Source organism: Kordia sp., assembly GCF_050633145.1.
Taxonomy (GTDB): Bacteria; Bacteroidota; Bacteroidia; order Flavobacteriales; family Flavobacteriaceae; genus Kordia.
This window is the reverse complement of record NZ_JBOEFY010000016.1, coordinates 13,248-28,766: the sequence shown is the minus strand read 5'-3', so window position 1 is coordinate 28,766 and position 15,519 is coordinate 13,248. Positions and strand designations below refer to the sequence as shown.

Genomic DNA, 15,519 nt, shown 5'->3' with positions numbered 1-15,519 from the left:
TAACTACTATTTTCCTTATTTACAAAAAAAATAAAACTTTTATTTTTCCAAAACTTTTAGCATTTTTTTAAAGATTCGCCCAATAAATAATATATATATTTACCGCTATTGTTATTTTTGCCGCATGGGAAGAAAGAATCGTAAGAAATTGTTTGAAAATGTAACTGTTGTCGATACAGCTACGAAAGGGAAAACAGTTGCCAAAACGGAAGATGGAAATGTAATATTTTTACCAAATGCCGTTCCTGGTGATGTGGTAGATATTCAAACATATAAGAAGCGAAAAGCATTTTACGAAGGGAAAGCTGTAAAGTTTCATTCGTATTCAGATAAACGTACCGAACCTGTGTGCGAACATTTTGGTACTTGCGGTGGTTGCAAATGGCAACACATGGCGTACGAACACCAATTGTTTTATAAGCAAAAAGAAGTGTTTAATAATTTAACTCGCATTGGAAAGGTTGAATTGCCTGAGTTGACTCCTATTTTAGGAAGTGCAGAACAGTATTTTTATAGAAATAAAATGGAATTCTCGTTTTCTGATAGTCGTTGGTTAACACAAGAAGAAGTTGATTCTGAAGAAGATTTAGGCGATAGAAATGCACTTGGTTTTCACATCCCAGGCATGTGGGACAAGATTTTAGACGTAAAGAAATGTCACTTGCAAGCCGATCCTTCAAACGCAATACGAAATGCAGTAAAAGCTTTTGCTACTGAAAACAATATTGCTTTCTTTAACACACGCCATCAAACAGGATTGTTGCGTACCTTAATGTTACGTACCTCATCTATTGGTGAAGTAATGGTGTTGATTCAATTCTATAAAGAAGATAAAGAAAAGCGTGAATTGCTTTTAAATTATTTACAAGAGACGTTTCCTGAGATTACAGCGTTATTGTATGTAATTAACGGAAAAGGAAATGATACTATTTACGATCAAGATGTAGTTTGCTTTCACGGACGCGATCATATTTTTGAGGAAATGGAAGGTTTGAAATTTAAGATTAATGCAAAATCATTCTATCAAACAAATTCCGATCAAGCATACGAATTGTATAAGATTACGCGCGATTTTGCAGGTTTAGAAGGTGATGAATTGGTATACGATTTATACACAGGAACAGGAACCATTGCACAATTTGTATCAAAAAAAGCAAAAAGAGTTGTTGGTGTTGAGTCTGTTCCAGAAGCAATTGAAGCCGCCAAAGAAAATGCTGCTTTTAATGATATTACGAATACAGAATTTTTTGTTGGTGATATGAAAAAGGTATTTAATGCTGAGTTTATCAATGCACACGGAACGCCAGATGTAATTATTACCGATCCACCACGTGACGGAATGCACGCAGATGTTGTACAGCAAATTTTAAATATTGCACCAAAGAAAGTAGTGTATGTAAGTTGTAATAGCGCTACACAAGCACGCGATTTAGCTTTGATGGATGCAACTTATAAAGTAACTAAAGTACAAGCCGTAGATATGTTTCCACAGACGCATCACATTGAGAATGTAGTACTTTTAGAAAGAAGAAATTAACGAAGAAGTTATAAAATAAAATATACAGATGAAAAAGTTATCCTATATAGGAATCTTAGGAATGCTCATTACAGTAGCGTTTTTGTCGTTTTCCTGTGAAAAAGATGATATTTGTGTCGAAGGAACTATTACTACGCCATTATTAGTAATTGAGTTTTTTGACATTGCTGATACCTCAGGAGAAGACGTTGCAAAAAATGTGACTGGTTTATGGGTAGAAGCTGTTAATCCAAATACAGAAGTTATTAATGGTGTTACTTTTATTGTGGATCCTATTCAAACAACGGCACAATCAACAAATACTGTTTCTATTCCGCTACGAACACAAGAAATGAGTACTGAATATCGATTTATTTCAAATTACGAACTTGACACTGATGGAAATCAGTTAGGGAATGAAGATATACTGACGTTTAATTACGAAACACAAGAAATTTTTCTTTCTCGCGCCTGCGGATATGTTACAAATTATACCTTGAATGAAACTGACGGTGTAGTAGTAACTGACGATGGCGACAATTGGATAGATATTACAAATGGCATACAGATTTCTGAAATGAATGTTCAAAATGAAACCGTTACACATGTTAAAATATATCACTAGTATACTCGCTATTTTAGTTTGTAGCATCAGTTTTGCACAAATTACTGAAGTTGAAAAAGCAAAGGCAAACGATACGCTTCCAAAATTAGATACGTATCCATTGCGAATTGGTGTCGATATTAGCAAGCCAATTCGTATGCTATTGGAAGACGATTACCAAGGTTTTGAAATTGCAGCCGATTTTAGAGTATCAAGAAAATTTTATATCGCTGCCGAACTTGGAAACGAAAAGAAAACAGTTGATGAATCGCAAATAAACTTCACTACAGAAGGAAGCTTTGTTAAGTTAGGATTTGACTTTAATGCCTACGAAAACTGGTTTGGAATGGAGAACGCCATTATTGTAGGAATGCGTTATGGATTTAGCACACATAAGCAAACACTTAATAGCTATACAACATATCAAACAAATCAGCATGTAGAAGGAGAAAGTTTATTGACACAAACTCCTGGCACCGAATTTTCTAGTCTTAACGGACATTGGGTTGAAGTTGTTGCTGGTATAAAAGTAGAAATGTTCGATAACATTTACATGGGATTTAGCGTGCGCTTGAATCGATTAATGAACACGAAAGAACCTGAAAACTTTCAAAATCTGTTCATTCCTGGATTTAATAAAGTTACCACAGATAATAATGTAGGTGCAGGATTCAATTATACAATTAGTTACTCTATTCCAATCTATAAAAAAGAACGAAAGAAAAAGGTGGAAGAAGAAGCAGAAGAGTAAACTATTTTACAAAATATAAGATGTATAAGCTGTCAATTTTTGATGGCTTTTTTTTATTCATAAACGTAAACTATTTGAGGTTTATAAAACGTAGTTTAGCTATATATTTTTAGTATCTTGAATCTTCCAAAAATTACTTTTTACTTATGAAAAAACACAACCACCTCATTACCAATATTTTAACACTAATTATAAGTGTTTTTTCTTCTATAAGTATAGCTCAAAATACAAAAGACACACGCTTGATGACAGATCCTGCGATTAGTAAAGATAAAATTGCTTTTATTTATGCAGAAGATTTGTGGGTTGCCAATAGAGATGGCTCCAACCCTATTCGTTTAACAATTGATGAAGGAATTGAATCGCGCCCTAAATTCTCACCAGATGGTTCTAAAATTGCTTTTAGCGCAGAATATGATGGAAACACAGATGTTTTTATTGTAGATGCTAATGGAGGAATACCTAAACGACTGACTTGGAATCCTTACTATGACCGTGTTCGTGGTTTTGATGCTTCAGGGCAAAATGTGCTTTTTGCATCTAGAAGGCATAGTCATGTATATGCGCATCGACAGTTATATTTGGTTAATATTAACGGTGGACCAGTGACAAAACTTCCTGTTCCTACTGCGCATTATGCGTCGTATTCACCAGATAATAAATATATCGCTTATACTCCTTTTCCAAATGCACATGAACAATGGAAAAATTACCGAGGTGGAAAACAAGCTCGTATTTGGATTTACAACGTTGACAATCATGAAATTGTAGAAATTCCGAAACCTGCAGCTGGTAGCAATGATACAAATCCGCAATGGATTGGAAATACAGTATATTTTAGATCGGATAGAAACGGAGAATTCAATATGTATTCGTTCGATATGAATTCGAAGGAAATTACACAACATACAGAGTATGAAAAATTCCCAATCTTGGGAATGACTTCTGATTACAAAGATTTAATCTATGAACAAGAGGGCTATTTACACATATATAATCCTATAGAAAAGAAAAGTACTAAATTAACTATAGGAATTGCGACCGATTTATTAGAAATGCGACCGCGTTTTGTTTCTGGAAAAAAATATATAAAAAATATATCTATTTCTCCTACTGGAAAACGACTGGTTGCTAATTTTAGAGGTGAAATTGTTACAATTCCTGTTAAAAAAGGTGATGTAAACAATCTTACTGAAACGGTGGATGTCCATGAAAAATCTCCTAAATGGTCACCAGATGGAAAACACATTGCTTATTTTTCTGATGCTTCTGGAGAATATGAATTGCATTTACAAAATATTCAAGATAAGAATGTCAAAAAAATAAAACTAGGTGATGGTGGCTTTTATGGTGATATTAATTGGTCGCCAGACGGAAAAAAAATAACCTATAGCGATCATACACGAAGTTTCTATATACTAGATATCGCTTCTAAAAAAAGTACTAAAATTGCCTCTGATGTTATGAACAGAGGCGGTTCAATAGGTTATTTATTTCGCTCATGGTCGCACAACTCTAAATGGATTACGTATGTAGTAATCACAGAAACACTTTTTGAAAAAGCATATATATACTCTGTAGATCAAAATAAATCGCATGCTATTTCTGATGGTTCATCTCACGTAAATGAAGCTATTTTTGATCCTAGCGGTAAATATGTATATATGACAGCTTCAACAGACGCTGGTCCTGTGGTTAATTGGTTTGATTTATCTAATAGAGATTCTGAAATGACAAATTTAATATACGTAGTTACCTTACGAAAAGATATTGTCTCTCCATTAGCTAAAAAGAATGATGAAGAAGCTATTATAACTAAAACGGAAGAAGAGAAAACCAAAGCTGACAAAAAAGAAGTAAGTGACTTTACTATTGATTTTGATGGTATTCAAAATAGAGTTGTTGCACTTCCTATTAAATCTGGACATTACGCAAATTTAGCTTCTGTCAAAGAAGGCGAATTATTATACGTAGCTAGAAAAGCACATACAAATTACTATTACTCTCCACAACCTATAAAAAAATATAGTCTTTCTGATCAAAAAGAAAAAGAGATCATGAAAGCTTCATGGTTTGATATTTCAGCTGATGGGAAGAAAATGCTATACTATAAGCAAGGCAACTATGGTGTCGTCAATGTAGGTTCAAAACCTAGTAACTCTGAGGTTAGTCTATCATCAATCAAGGTTAAAATTGATCCTCCTAAAGAATGGCGAAATATTTTTAATGAAGCTTGGCGCGTAAATCGTGACTATTTTTATGATCCGAACATGCATGGACTTGATTGGAATAAAATGAAAAAGAAATATGAACCGTTTTTAGCGGATGTTACAACTCAAAATGATTTGTATAGAGTCATGCAGTGGATGTTTAGCGAATTAAGTGTCGGACATCATCGTTTTGGACTTACCAGAGATTGGTTGCATGATGCTCCATACATAAATGGAGGTTTGCTGGGTGCTGACTATGAAATTAAAAACAATCGCTATCAAATTACAAAAATATACGGTGGATCTAATTGGACACCTAGTTTACGAGCTCCTTTAAATGAACCAGGAATTAATGTAAATGTAGGTGACTATATTATAAAAGTAAATGGGAAAAATGTTACTGGGAAACAAAACATATATGCCTTTTTTGAAAATACTGTAGACAAAATTGTTACGCTTACTGTTTCTGCAAAGCCAGACGGTTCTGATGCTCGTACATATAATGTAGTTCCTATTTATGATGAAATTAATCTTAGAAACCTAAGCTGGGTTGAAGAAAATGTAAAAAAAGTACATGAAGCTACAAATGGACAAATAGGTTATGTATTTGTACCTAATACTAGTGACAGAGGACACGAATATTTTAAACGTTATTTTTATCCACAAACCAATAAAAAAGGAATTATTGTAGATGAACGCTTTAATGGCGGTGGTCATTTAGCCGATTATTATTTAGATATTTTAAATAGAAAAAAAATGGCCAATTGGAGTTTCAGTCATGGTAAAACTATGTCTACTCCGAGCGCTTCTATAGATGGACCAAAAGTATTACTTATTAATGAAGCTGCTGGTTCTGGTGGTGATTATTTCCCTTGGGCTTTTCGTAAGATGAATTTAGGTACCATTGTTGGTAAAACAACTTGGGGAGGATTAGTCGGAATTTCGGGTTTTCCTAGATTTATAGATGGTGGCTATGTAACAGCGCCGCACTTTGGTTTTTGGGATGAAAATGGTTTTGGGATTGAAAATGTTGGCGTTGCGCCAGATGTGGATGTAGAACAATTACCAAAAGATATCATTGCAGGTAAAGATCCACAGCTAGAAAAAGCGATTGAAATTGCATTGAAACAACTTAAAGAAAATCCTCCTGTTCAACTGAAGACACCAAAATTTCCTATTAGAGTAAGAAAAGAACAGAATAAATTATAAAAGCATATGACAATCAACGAAAAAGCACGCAACTACGCATCTGAAAAACATCGCGCAGTTAATCATCACTATGATGAGTATCCGTATGAATTTCACTTGCAAATGGTTGTCAATGCTGCCAAACAGTTTTTGTATTTAATCCCTGAAGAAGCGCAAGACAATGTGTTAGCTGGTTGTTGGGTTCATGATGTGATTGAAGATGCACGTGAAACTTATAATGATGTCAAAAACGCACTGAATGAAGATATTGCCGAACTTGCTTATGCACTAACAAATGACAAAGGTCGTACACGAAAAGAACGTGCTGGTGATGCTTATTATGAAGGTATCCGAAATACACCGTATGCTACTTTTATAAAGTTATGCGATCGTATTGCAAACGTAACACATTCCAAAAATACGGGAAGTAGAATGTTTGCAATGTATGGGAAAGAAAACCCTGCTTTTATTGAAAAGTTATATGATGAAAAGTATGTGGAAGTGATTCAGTATTTAGATGAATTATTAAAAGTTTAATTAGAAAAGTTATACTATTTAAAATATGAATCTAATCGATTTTATTATTGGAGCGTTGATTGCCAATGCCATTCCGCATTTAATCTTCGGATTGACCAACACTCACTTTCTTGGTATGTTTGGCTATAGTGCAAAAGGAAATATATTATATGCTGTACTTCAGTTTATAATTGCTGTAGCTCTATATAGTTATTACTACGGATATGCAACATTGCTAGAAAATGGTTTTGTCCTTGGCGGAATTACGGTGTTGGTACTCTATTTTATTTTCGGAAAGGTTTTAGTTGCATATTACGGGAAACAAGAAAAAATACAATGACATTACGTCGCAAATTCATTATTTATATATAATTGTGATAGAATGGCTCCAAGAATGACGTTCTTGTAAAATACTTTAGTGTGAATTAGCCACTTAGGTGTACGCTAAAACCTAAAAGTATGAATAATGAGGAGATAAAGGAGCAAAACCAATTTGAGGAACTCATACAAGGACTTATTGATAATCAATACGGTTGTTGTAATGATTTTATACTTCCAAGTACTGCAACAGGATTAAGAAACAACATCCGTACGCTGAATGCTTCTGGAAACTTGAAATCGGCAGGTATAGGTAATAAAACAGATTTCCAAAATGATCAATTGATTAGAAGCGATAAAGTCAATTGGATTGAAAAATTTAGCGCAAATCAATACGAAAAAATCTACTTACAGAAAATTTGGAGATTTATACATCACCTCAACAAAACATGCTTCACTTCCATAAAAACATTTGAAAGTCATTATTCCAACTACGAACTCGGAAGTTTTTACAAAAGACATCTTGACCAATTTAAAAGTGAAAAGGGGCGAAAATATTCTATCGTTTTATATTTAAATCAAAATTGGGAGGTAAAAGATGATGGACTTCTATCCTTATACCCGTTAAACAGTGAACAAAAAGACATTGCTCCATTAGAAGGTCGCATGGTGTTTTTTCGAAGTAATGAAATGGAACATGAAGTACATCCTTCTTCAACTAGAGAAAGAAAAAGTATTGCAGGCTGGTTGAAGAATTGAGAAAAATTATTTAATCTGGAGTTGTTGGGAATTAATTATAACTCCCTTACATCCTTACTAAAAATAGTTTTCATCAATATTTTTTCTTTGCCGTCATCTTTTACCACAATAAATTTAGGCGCTAAAATACTTGCAATAACTGCCGATATTAACGCAAGCCAAAAAGTATCTCCTTTAATGATAGCTCCTATAGTTAAACGAAATACTAAAAAGAGTAATGCAAACGCTATTAAATTAAAAATCAGTGCTTTTGTTTTTGATGTCATGTGTAAGTCTTTTTAATCTTCTTTATCTTGATGTTTGGCTTTCTTGCTTCCTGCATACATTTCGTACTTCACCAATCGCGATTCTAACTTTCCGTTGAATACTTTTATTTTTCGTGATGGACGCAAACCAACAAATTTCAACGCTTCTAAGTTTGAAGTAATAAACCAAGCATTTGTGTTTGAATATCCTTGTTTTAAAGTATCTCCTATATCTGCGTAAAATTCTTCCATGTCAATATGCAAACGCTCTCCATACGGCGGATTGAATAGAATGTGCAATTTTTCATCGCCTTCTTTTTTGGTTTCAAAGAAGTTTGATCGACGAATTTTAATGTAATCCTCTAAATTAGCATTTTTTACATTGTCCTTTGCTTTTTGTACTGCCGATGGCGCTTTGTCGTATCCGTAGATATTGTGATGAAATTCACGGATTTTACGCAATGACGATTCTTCTATCTTTTCAAATAAATCTACATCCCAATCTTGCCATTTTTCAAAACCAAATTCTTTTCGGTTGATGTTTGCCGGAATGTTACAAGCTATCATTGCAGCTTCAATAGCAAGCGTTCCACTTCCACACATTGGATCCAATAAATCAGATTGTCCATCCCAACCAGAAAGCATTACCAAACCTGCTGCCAAAACTTCGTTAATTGGCGCAATATTGGTTGCTGTTTTGTAACCACGTTTGTGTAACGAACCGCCCGAACTATCTAATGAAATTGAGCAATCGTTGTTTTGAATGTGTACATGGATACGCAAGGTCGGAAACTTTAAATCTACATTTGGTCTTCTTCCTTCTGTGTTACGAAACTTATCTGCAATGGCATCTTTCGTTTTTAAGGCAATAAATTGTGAATGTGTAAACTGTTCGGAAGCAACTGTAGCATCAATCATAAATGTATCATTATGCGTTAGGTATTTATCCCAATGCATACTATACACTTGATCATATAAGTCTTGTTCATTTTTAATTTTAAAATATCGAATTGGCTTCAAGATTTTAATCGCTGTACGCAAGCATAAGTTTGCTTTGTACATAAATCCTTTGTCGCCTCTAAAAGTAACATTACGCGTTCCTTTACGGATGTCTTGCGCACCTAACCTTTTAAGTTCGTCTTCCAATAAGTCTTCAAAACCGTGTAAGGTCTTGGCAACCATTTTAAAATTATCTTGTCCCATTTGCTTGTAATCTGACTGCAAAAGTACGTTAATTTGATAATGAAACAATTAATCGATGAATTAATGTAGCAATTTCAGAATTTCTTGATTTAAAAATACAATCATAAAGTCAAATCTTTAAATATTGTATACTACATAGCCTTTCAAATTAGACAACCTCATCATTTAATATTTCCTTACTTTTTTGGTATGCCCATTTGGGTGCAACCTATGGCGACATCTACTTACATCTCCATTTGGGTGCGCTCTGTGTGAGCAGGCAGCAACATCTCCATTAGGATGGCAAGGTACAGTTCGACCGTAATAGTCTCTACATCTGTGCTGACATTGATAAACATCTCCGTTTGGATGCGCTCTATGTACACAATTTGTCAAATCGCCATTTGGGTGCGCAGGATGATTACATGCTGTAGTCACATATTCGTACCGTACTTCACTCCTACTTGTACTACTAGTTGTACTGCTACCTCCTTTTACAGATCGGTATCCTTTTAGTACTAATTTTGCCCTTTTTCTCCCTGATGAATGTGTGTGATCATTTTCATTTTTAGGCAAATTGTATAAATAATTATACACCACATTAATATCATAATTATAAGTCGCCAAAAACTTACCGGCATATACATCGGCTTCATCTTCGGTTTGTGTGGCAGAAGTTCGTATTTTCCATGTAGAACCATACGGATTGTATATATTGGGTTGATGTCCTAAAGCTTGATGTCCCCATTCGTGTGCAAATACAAAAGCTAACACATGCTTATTTTTATTAATGGTAGAATAATCTAAAATAATTAGTCCGCCTCTATGTGCTTGTCCCCAATTAAATGTTTGACTAAATATGATGGGATAACTCATTCCCGAATAACGCTTTAGTTGCTTGTATACATTGTATGTTTTTGGATAATTATAGGCGTAATATATTTTTCCTCCGTAAGCATCTTTCCATTCATTAATCATATACTTTTGCTGATCAGATAAATTATATTGAGCAAATATGCTTTGGCTCATACATAACAATAGTACTACAAAGAAAAGTTGTCTTACTTTCATAAAATTTAATTTTTACTTACGGTATTTTTTATTCTAATTTCTTTAAAAGATAAATTAAGTCAAGTACGCGGTACACACTTTTTTTACTGTCAAAAAAGAAACCTGTGGAAGAGTTCGGGTTTGAATCTCGTACAAATTGAAGAATATAAATGGGTTCTTCTGGCGTTCCAACAAACTCATAGGTCAGTTTGGTTGTGTCTAAATCGTAACGATCACCAAAATCTAAGATTTTTTCTTCTGTATTATAGTAAATTTCAGCGTTTTTTAATTGGGTACTTTCACAATGTTTTTTTAATACACTTTCCAATTCATTAATAATTTCATCTTTAGATTGTGCATTTACATTTAATGCGATTAGCGAAATAATTGTAATTAATATCAATCTCATTGTTATTATTTTTTGTGATTTATTAAAGTGTTCATTTTCTAAATTCAAGCATTTTATACAGTGTCCAATCACAATTGATTGACTTCATTTCTTTGTGCTACGGCATTTATAATTGCAAAGGCTATATCAACAAATATAAAGAAATTTGTTTTTAGCATATTTTAAAATGACTAGTTAAACTTTATAAAGGATTCTAATTGAATCTCATCTGCTCTCAATGTAATACATTAGCTTTTACTATAAATCCTTGTATCGTAAAACTATTTTGTATGTTTTTCAAGTTTCTGAATTAACGTATCTGTTATTTTTCTTAATGTTTCTTGCGCTTTGTTTATTTCGTTTTTTAATAGGTTGCTAGATGCAGGAACTAAATCATCAGTAGAACCCAAAGCATCAATGTACCAATTATTCCAAGCAGTTAGTATTTGGATTTCATCAGTGTTTAACTTGCCATTAGTAACTGCCGTTTTACTAATTTCAAACTCATCACGAAGACGTTTTTCTGCTTTGTCCAAAATGGTCTGAATAATTTGTTTTCCTGTTGTATCATCTGCATTTATGAGTGTATACGCACTTACCAAGGCGCCAACACCAACATTTTTTAATGTTTCTTGAGATACCATTTCAATTCTATCGTTATCTGTATGATAAAACTGATCGGTAAAATGCCAAAGCAATACACCTGGAATGTTTGCCTTTAAAAAAGGAGTATGATCACTACCGCCTTCAAACGGATTGGTCTTTACTTCCCAATTCGCAAATTTCCCTTGATTTTTAAAGATTTCTATAATAAAATCATTTAGATAATGAGGTTTCATATCTTCAAGCGAAAGTACACTGCCTCCCCATTCGGTATGCTTGTCATTTCCTCTTGTCCAAACTGCGCTAGGATCAGGCATTTTTTCAATGAGAAACGATCCTCCAGTTAACGAAGTATTCTCGCCAACCATATCCAAGCTGATTCCCCAATTGATGTCAGCGCTTCGTTTTTCTTCTTCCATAATATAGCGTCTCGTAGAAACTATTTCATCGCCCCAAAGAAAAGTCAGTGTGCGTTTTGCGTTTAATTTCTCCGCTTTTATAAGCTTTGCAGATACGGTTGCCATTTCTAGCTGAACTCCGACTCCAGAAGCATTGTCATTAGCTCCAGGTTCTTGAATGTGAGCGCTAAATACAAAACTTTCTTTTGGTACTTCTGATCCTTTAATATTAGCAATAATTGTTAAATCTTCAGAAGGATATATCTTCGTTTGAATATGAACTTTCAATGTTACTTTTCCTTTAAGAAGGTTTGCTTTAAGCTTTTCCTTGGCTTCGTAAGAAAGTGCTATTCCCCATGTTTTTATTTTTTCACTATACGGAAGACTTCTAAATTGAATAGAAGTTGTATTCTTTTCTGGTTGTAAATATGACGGATTATCATACGTAATTAAACCAATAGCCTCACCTTCTACTATTGCTTTTCTGTATAAAAATCCTAAACTCATTTCTGCGAAAACAATTTTCCCTTTTACATCAGCAGTCATTAAATCTTTTCTATCTTTTATATGAACAACTTCTGCAACAACTCCTTCTGGTGGTGTTGATACAGAATTTAGATACATCATATTTCTATTGGTAGCATGGTCTAATAGTTTTTGATTGTTGCCTACTATTGTAAGACTTGCAGCTACAGGTTCCCATGTGTCCCTTTTCATTTCCCTTTTTTCAATTCTGTATGTTAGGACTTCATTTGGAGCAGCATTCGATTCTAACACATAGCCAGCTTCTTCAAGTGTTGAAGCTATTTTATAGATGGTTGCATTATAACCTGTATTTCCAACAACTCGCCAATATTTTTCTACAAAAGCCGTGATTTCATATGCAAGATTTCCTGTAAAATTTTGCCTAGCCAAATCAAAGTATTGAGCAGTTGTTAAAGTAGATTTGGGTTTATCACTACAATTGAAAAGTGTAATAAATATGAGGAAAGATGGTAGTATGTGTTTTAATTTCATATTATTTTTTACTTCAAATTCGATTTAATGTAACGTTTGTAAACATGGTTTTATGGTTTGCCAATTTAGTGAAAGAAAAACTAACAGCAGCATTACAAAAAATGATTGATGTGTTTGAATGTGTAAAAGGGACGTTTTATTTTAAATATTCTGAAAAGCTATACATTTTAAAGTCCTATTTGTTAATTTACCTTATAAAGCGATCTTCGGATCGCTTTTTTTCTTTGTTTTTTTGTAAAAAGCAGTTTTTAAAAATTAAGAAAAAACATCATGTCGGTACAATTTTTGATTACATTTATAAAACATTAAAACCAAAATTATTATGAAATTATCATTACAAACAATCTGTATAAGCATGTTACTTATAGCAGTAACTACTGAAGTGTATTCCCAAAGAGAAACAAGTCCGCATGATCGAGAATTTTCTTTTTTGTCAAATAATATCAATCCGTTATCAAATTATAAACTTCCAACAGAAGCAACATACCAAAGCCTTGTTGCCAATGCAGAAGGCTCTCAGTTTTATGAAGAAACTTTTAAAAAAGCAACAATTTCAAATACCGAAAATGTTTTTAATGTACGATACAATGCATTTTTGGATGAAATGGAAATTTTAGACGGAAATGATATTGCTTTAATTGATAAGGAATACCAAAAGCATTTAATTTCATTTTTAGATGGTAATATTAGTTATAAAGTTTTATGGGAAAAACATAAAAATGCAAAAGCTAGTTTGGCCTATTTTGTACAGTTAGAAGACAATAACTATTTGTCTTTGTATAGAAAAGATAGTAAAAAGTACGTGCCATCTAGAAAACAACGAGCTAATGATACAGGAAAGTTTCAGAATGTACGCAGCCGTTTTTATGTAGAAATTAATCACTCTGGAAAGGCAATTCCACTACCGAGAACTAATAAAGAGTTTGCAGCTTTGTTTTCTGATAAAAGAGCAAAGATTGTAGCTTATATGAAAAGTGAAAAACTGAAAGTTCGTAAAGAGAATGATTTGATACAGCTTATTAACTATATCAATGAGTTATAGATGATATATTTTCAAAAAAAATAACATCTTCCCCTATACAAAACAGTCTAAGCACCAGAGCAATAAGGGTGATTTCCCTCCTGTGTAATTTTCTTACACCCAATATATTTGTGGTATATATTATTAACCACTAAAGAAAAAAAGTTATGCCACATCATCCACAAGGAACCAAAGGTTGGACAAAGTTAATCGGTTATCAAGCACTTTGGGATCCGAAAGTAGATTTAGGGAAGTTCTACTTTACAGATTTTAGAAATAACCGAAAAGAAACTCCATACATGAACGCAGAAAATTTTGCGCGTGTTATTGACATTTTAAGAAATGAAACTCCTGTTTACGGAAACGCAGATACAGGTTCTGTAACTACACAGAATGAAACTGTAGGAGAAGAAGAAAGCTAGAATTTTAGAATTCACAAATAGAAAAGTCCAACAGATTGTTGGACTTTTTTTATTTATGTCTTAATTTTTAATCAAATTCTATTAAATAATACAGTGCGTCAGAAGCAGGAATATCATTCCATTGACCTGCTACTCCTAATCCTCCAGTAGGTTGTGGCCACACATTTAATCCTATTCCTAAAGCATCTTGGTTTCCAGCAAAATTATCTGGTTCTGTTCCCCAATTGTTATACAATCCGCCAACAGCACTTCCATTAGCATCACCTTGCCAGAATTGTGTTGTACTTGCGTCATTATTTCCATTCCATACCCAAACACCTTCGGAAGCAATATCATTTGCGCCTAAAAATACATACGATGCAGCGCCACCACTATTAGATACTGTATTGTTTAATGAAATACCAGCGTTGTTCATCAACTCGTTAAAAATAGCCGTATTTTCTGCAGCGTCATTAATTTCTGCTAAGTATCCGCCTCTATCTACAGCACAAGCAGCCGCATTTGCCCACGTTTTATTTTCTCTTACCAATTCATAAGTTTTACCGTTGTACTGAAACGTATAAATATTTGCAGGATTTGCACAGGTACTTTGTGTTACAGTAACTGTAACTGTATAATTTACAGTACTGCTATCTTCTGCGGTAACAGTATACATAACTGGCCCTGTAAAATCTTGAGCTACTCCCGAATTTGGGGAAATCGTTGCTAGATCTGAAATAGTAATGGTAGGACTTAATGAAGAAGCATCTGCTCCAAAAGGCAATGTAATCATTACTGTTTTTGCAGCTTCATCAATGGTTCCATCTACAGCATTGACACTAAAACTAGTTATCTGCTTTTCGGCACTAAGTACTACTGTAGTTACAGTCACATTAACGGTATATGTTACCGTACTCATGTCTTGCGCTGTAACTGTATATAGTACAGGACCAGAAAAATCTTGAGCTACACCTGAGTCTGGAGAAATCGTTGCATTGTCAGATATGGTAATCAATGGCGCTGCGGCGGTAATATCTGTTCCGCTTGGCAATACAAGAGTAATTGTTTTGTCAGTTTGATTTATGGATGCATCCATACTATCAATACTAAAACTTAGAATAGCTTTTTCACTGCTTAACGTTATTATTGGCGCAGGTTCATTTTCGCAGGAAACTAAAACGAGTACTAAGAGCGCATAAATTTTATTTTTCATATTTTTCATTTTATAAAACATATTTTGATTCAGGAGTAAAAGTAGCTACAAAAGGATGCCTATAATAGGAACACTAACTGCAATTCACGGAATTATAAGAAGTTAACAATATAGGTTTTACACGCAATTCACGGAATTA

15 protein-coding genes are annotated in these 15,519 nt (G+C 33.6%); 9 read left to right on the top strand and 6 right to left on the bottom strand.

Annotation, left to right across the window (positions count from 1 at the left end; genetic code table 11):
- Positions 1 to 124: 124 nt before the first annotated feature.
- The 7 genes from rlmD to ACRBBL_RS08560 all read left to right on the top strand — a co-directional run bounded on the left by rlmD (position 125) and on the right by ACRBBL_RS08560 (position 7,862).
- A complete protein-coding gene (gene rlmD, locus ACRBBL_RS08590) occupies positions 125 to 1,537 on the top strand; it encodes a 23S rRNA (uracil(1939)-C(5))-methyltransferase RlmD (protein WP_431368621.1) in 1,413 nt (470 codons plus the stop codon).
- Between the two features lie 28 nt (positions 1,538 to 1,565).
- Complete coding sequence (locus tag ACRBBL_RS08585) at positions 1,566 to 2,141, top strand: DUF6452 family protein (protein WP_431368620.1); 576 nt, start codon at positions 1,566 to 1,568, stop codon at positions 2,139 to 2,141.
- Positions 2,122 to 2,871: a DUF6048 family protein gene (locus tag ACRBBL_RS08580; protein WP_431368619.1), complete on the top strand. Its 750-nt coding sequence runs from the start codon at positions 2,122 to 2,124 to the stop codon at positions 2,869 to 2,871. Before ACRBBL_RS08585 ends, ACRBBL_RS08580 begins: the two co-directional genes overlap by 20 nt.
- A gap of 146 nt (positions 2,872 to 3,017) precedes the next feature.
- A complete protein-coding gene (locus tag ACRBBL_RS08575) occupies positions 3,018 to 6,290 on the top strand; it encodes a S41 family peptidase (RefSeq protein ID WP_431368618.1) in 3,273 nt (1,090 codons plus the stop codon).
- A 6-nt stretch (positions 6,291 to 6,296) separates the two neighbouring features.
- A complete protein-coding gene (locus tag ACRBBL_RS08570; protein WP_431368617.1) occupies positions 6,297 to 6,806 on the top strand; it encodes a phosphohydrolase in 510 nt (169 codons plus the stop codon).
- A 25-nt stretch (positions 6,807 to 6,831) separates the two neighbouring features.
- Positions 6,832 to 7,125, top strand: a complete 294-nt coding sequence (locus ACRBBL_RS08565; protein ID WP_431368616.1) for a hypothetical protein — start codon at positions 6,832 to 6,834, stop codon at positions 7,123 to 7,125.
- 119 nt (positions 7,126 to 7,244) lie between these two features.
- On the top strand, positions 7,245 to 7,862 hold the full coding sequence (locus ACRBBL_RS08560) for a 2OG-Fe(II) oxygenase (RefSeq protein ID WP_431368615.1): 618 nt from the start codon (positions 7,245 to 7,247) through the stop codon (positions 7,860 to 7,862).
- A gap of 35 nt (positions 7,863 to 7,897) precedes the next feature.
- On the opposite strand, the gene ACRBBL_RS08555 is transcribed toward ACRBBL_RS08560, so the two are convergent.
- The 5 genes from ACRBBL_RS08555 to ACRBBL_RS08535 all read right to left on the bottom strand — a co-directional run bounded on the left by ACRBBL_RS08555 (position 7,898) and on the right by ACRBBL_RS08535 (position 12,745).
- Positions 7,898 to 8,128, bottom strand: a complete 231-nt coding sequence (locus tag ACRBBL_RS08555) for a hypothetical protein (protein WP_431368614.1) — start codon at positions 8,126 to 8,128, stop codon at positions 7,898 to 7,900.
- Positions 8,129 to 8,140: 12 nt separating this feature from the next.
- Positions 8,141 to 9,310 (bottom strand): THUMP domain-containing class I SAM-dependent RNA methyltransferase, encoded by a 1,170-nt coding sequence (locus ACRBBL_RS08550; RefSeq protein WP_431368650.1) that lies wholly within the window; start codon positions 9,308 to 9,310, stop codon positions 8,141 to 8,143.
- Positions 9,311 to 9,475: 165 nt separating this feature from the next.
- Positions 9,476 to 10,360, bottom strand: a complete 885-nt coding sequence (locus ACRBBL_RS08545; RefSeq protein WP_431368613.1) for a hypothetical protein — start codon at positions 10,358 to 10,360, stop codon at positions 9,476 to 9,478.
- Positions 10,361 to 10,388: 28 nt separating this feature from the next.
- A complete protein-coding gene (locus tag ACRBBL_RS08540) occupies positions 10,389 to 10,748 on the bottom strand; it encodes a hypothetical protein (protein WP_431368612.1) in 360 nt (119 codons plus the stop codon).
- A gap of 260 nt (positions 10,749 to 11,008) precedes the next feature.
- Entirely contained in the window at positions 11,009 to 12,745 is a 1,737-nt protein-coding gene (locus tag ACRBBL_RS08535; RefSeq protein WP_431368611.1) for a M28 family peptidase, read from the bottom strand.
- 322 nt (positions 12,746 to 13,067) lie between these two features.
- On the opposite strand from ACRBBL_RS08535, the gene ACRBBL_RS08530 reads away from it, so the two are divergent.
- Both ACRBBL_RS08530 and ACRBBL_RS08525 read left to right on the top strand, forming a co-directional pair.
- Entirely contained in the window at positions 13,068 to 13,787 is a 720-nt protein-coding gene (locus ACRBBL_RS08530; RefSeq protein ID WP_431368610.1) for a hypothetical protein, read from the top strand.
- Positions 13,788 to 13,933: 146 nt separating this feature from the next.
- Positions 13,934 to 14,188: a hypothetical protein gene (locus ACRBBL_RS08525; protein WP_431368609.1), complete on the top strand. Its 255-nt coding sequence runs from the start codon at positions 13,934 to 13,936 to the stop codon at positions 14,186 to 14,188.
- Between the two features lie 67 nt (positions 14,189 to 14,255).
- Here ACRBBL_RS08525 and ACRBBL_RS08520 read toward each other — a convergent pair whose 3' ends face one another.
- Positions 14,256 to 15,380 carry a DUF5018 domain-containing protein gene (locus tag ACRBBL_RS08520; RefSeq protein WP_431368608.1) on the bottom strand — a complete coding sequence of 375 codons (1,125 nt, stop codon included), beginning with the start codon at positions 15,378 to 15,380 and terminating at the stop codon, positions 14,256 to 14,258.
- Positions 15,381 to 15,519: the final 139 nt, after the last annotated feature.

Coding starts and splice junctions, on each gene's coding strand:
- ACRBBL_RS08535 (WP_431368611.1), bottom strand. CDS start 12,745: ATGAAATTAAAACACATACTACCATCTTTCCTCATATTTATTACACTT.
- rlmD (WP_431368621.1), top strand. CDS start 125: ATGGGAAGAAAGAATCGTAAGAAATTGTTTGAAAATGTAACTGTTGTC.
- ACRBBL_RS08565 (WP_431368616.1), top strand. CDS start 6,832: ATGAATCTAATCGATTTTATTATTGGAGCGTTGATTGCCAATGCCATT.
- ACRBBL_RS08520 (WP_431368608.1), bottom strand. CDS start 15,380: ATGAAAAATAAAATTTATGCGCTCTTAGTACTCGTTTTAGTTTCCTGC.
- ACRBBL_RS08585 (WP_431368620.1), top strand. CDS start 1,566: ATGAAAAAGTTATCCTATATAGGAATCTTAGGAATGCTCATTACAGTA.
- ACRBBL_RS08550 (WP_431368650.1), bottom strand. CDS start 9,310: ATGGGACAAGATAATTTTAAAATGGTTGCCAAGACCTTACACGGTTTT.
- ACRBBL_RS08545 (WP_431368613.1), bottom strand. CDS start 10,360: ATGAAAGTAAGACAACTTTTCTTTGTAGTACTATTGTTATGTATGAGC.
- ACRBBL_RS08560 (WP_431368615.1), top strand. CDS start 7,245: ATGAATAATGAGGAGATAAAGGAGCAAAACCAATTTGAGGAACTCATA.
- ACRBBL_RS08575 (WP_431368618.1), top strand. CDS start 3,018: ATGAAAAAACACAACCACCTCATTACCAATATTTTAACACTAATTATA.
- ACRBBL_RS08540 (WP_431368612.1), bottom strand. CDS start 10,748: ATGAGATTGATATTAATTACAATTATTTCGCTAATCGCATTAAATGTA.
- ACRBBL_RS08555 (WP_431368614.1), bottom strand. CDS start 8,128: ATGACATCAAAAACAAAAGCACTGATTTTTAATTTAATAGCGTTTGCA.
- ACRBBL_RS08525 (WP_431368609.1), top strand. CDS start 13,934: ATGCCACATCATCCACAAGGAACCAAAGGTTGGACAAAGTTAATCGGT.
- ACRBBL_RS08530 (WP_431368610.1), top strand. CDS start 13,068: ATGAAATTATCATTACAAACAATCTGTATAAGCATGTTACTTATAGCA.
- ACRBBL_RS08580 (WP_431368619.1), top strand. CDS start 2,122: ATGTTAAAATATATCACTAGTATACTCGCTATTTTAGTTTGTAGCATC.
- ACRBBL_RS08570 (WP_431368617.1), top strand. CDS start 6,297: ATGACAATCAACGAAAAAGCACGCAACTACGCATCTGAAAAACATCGC.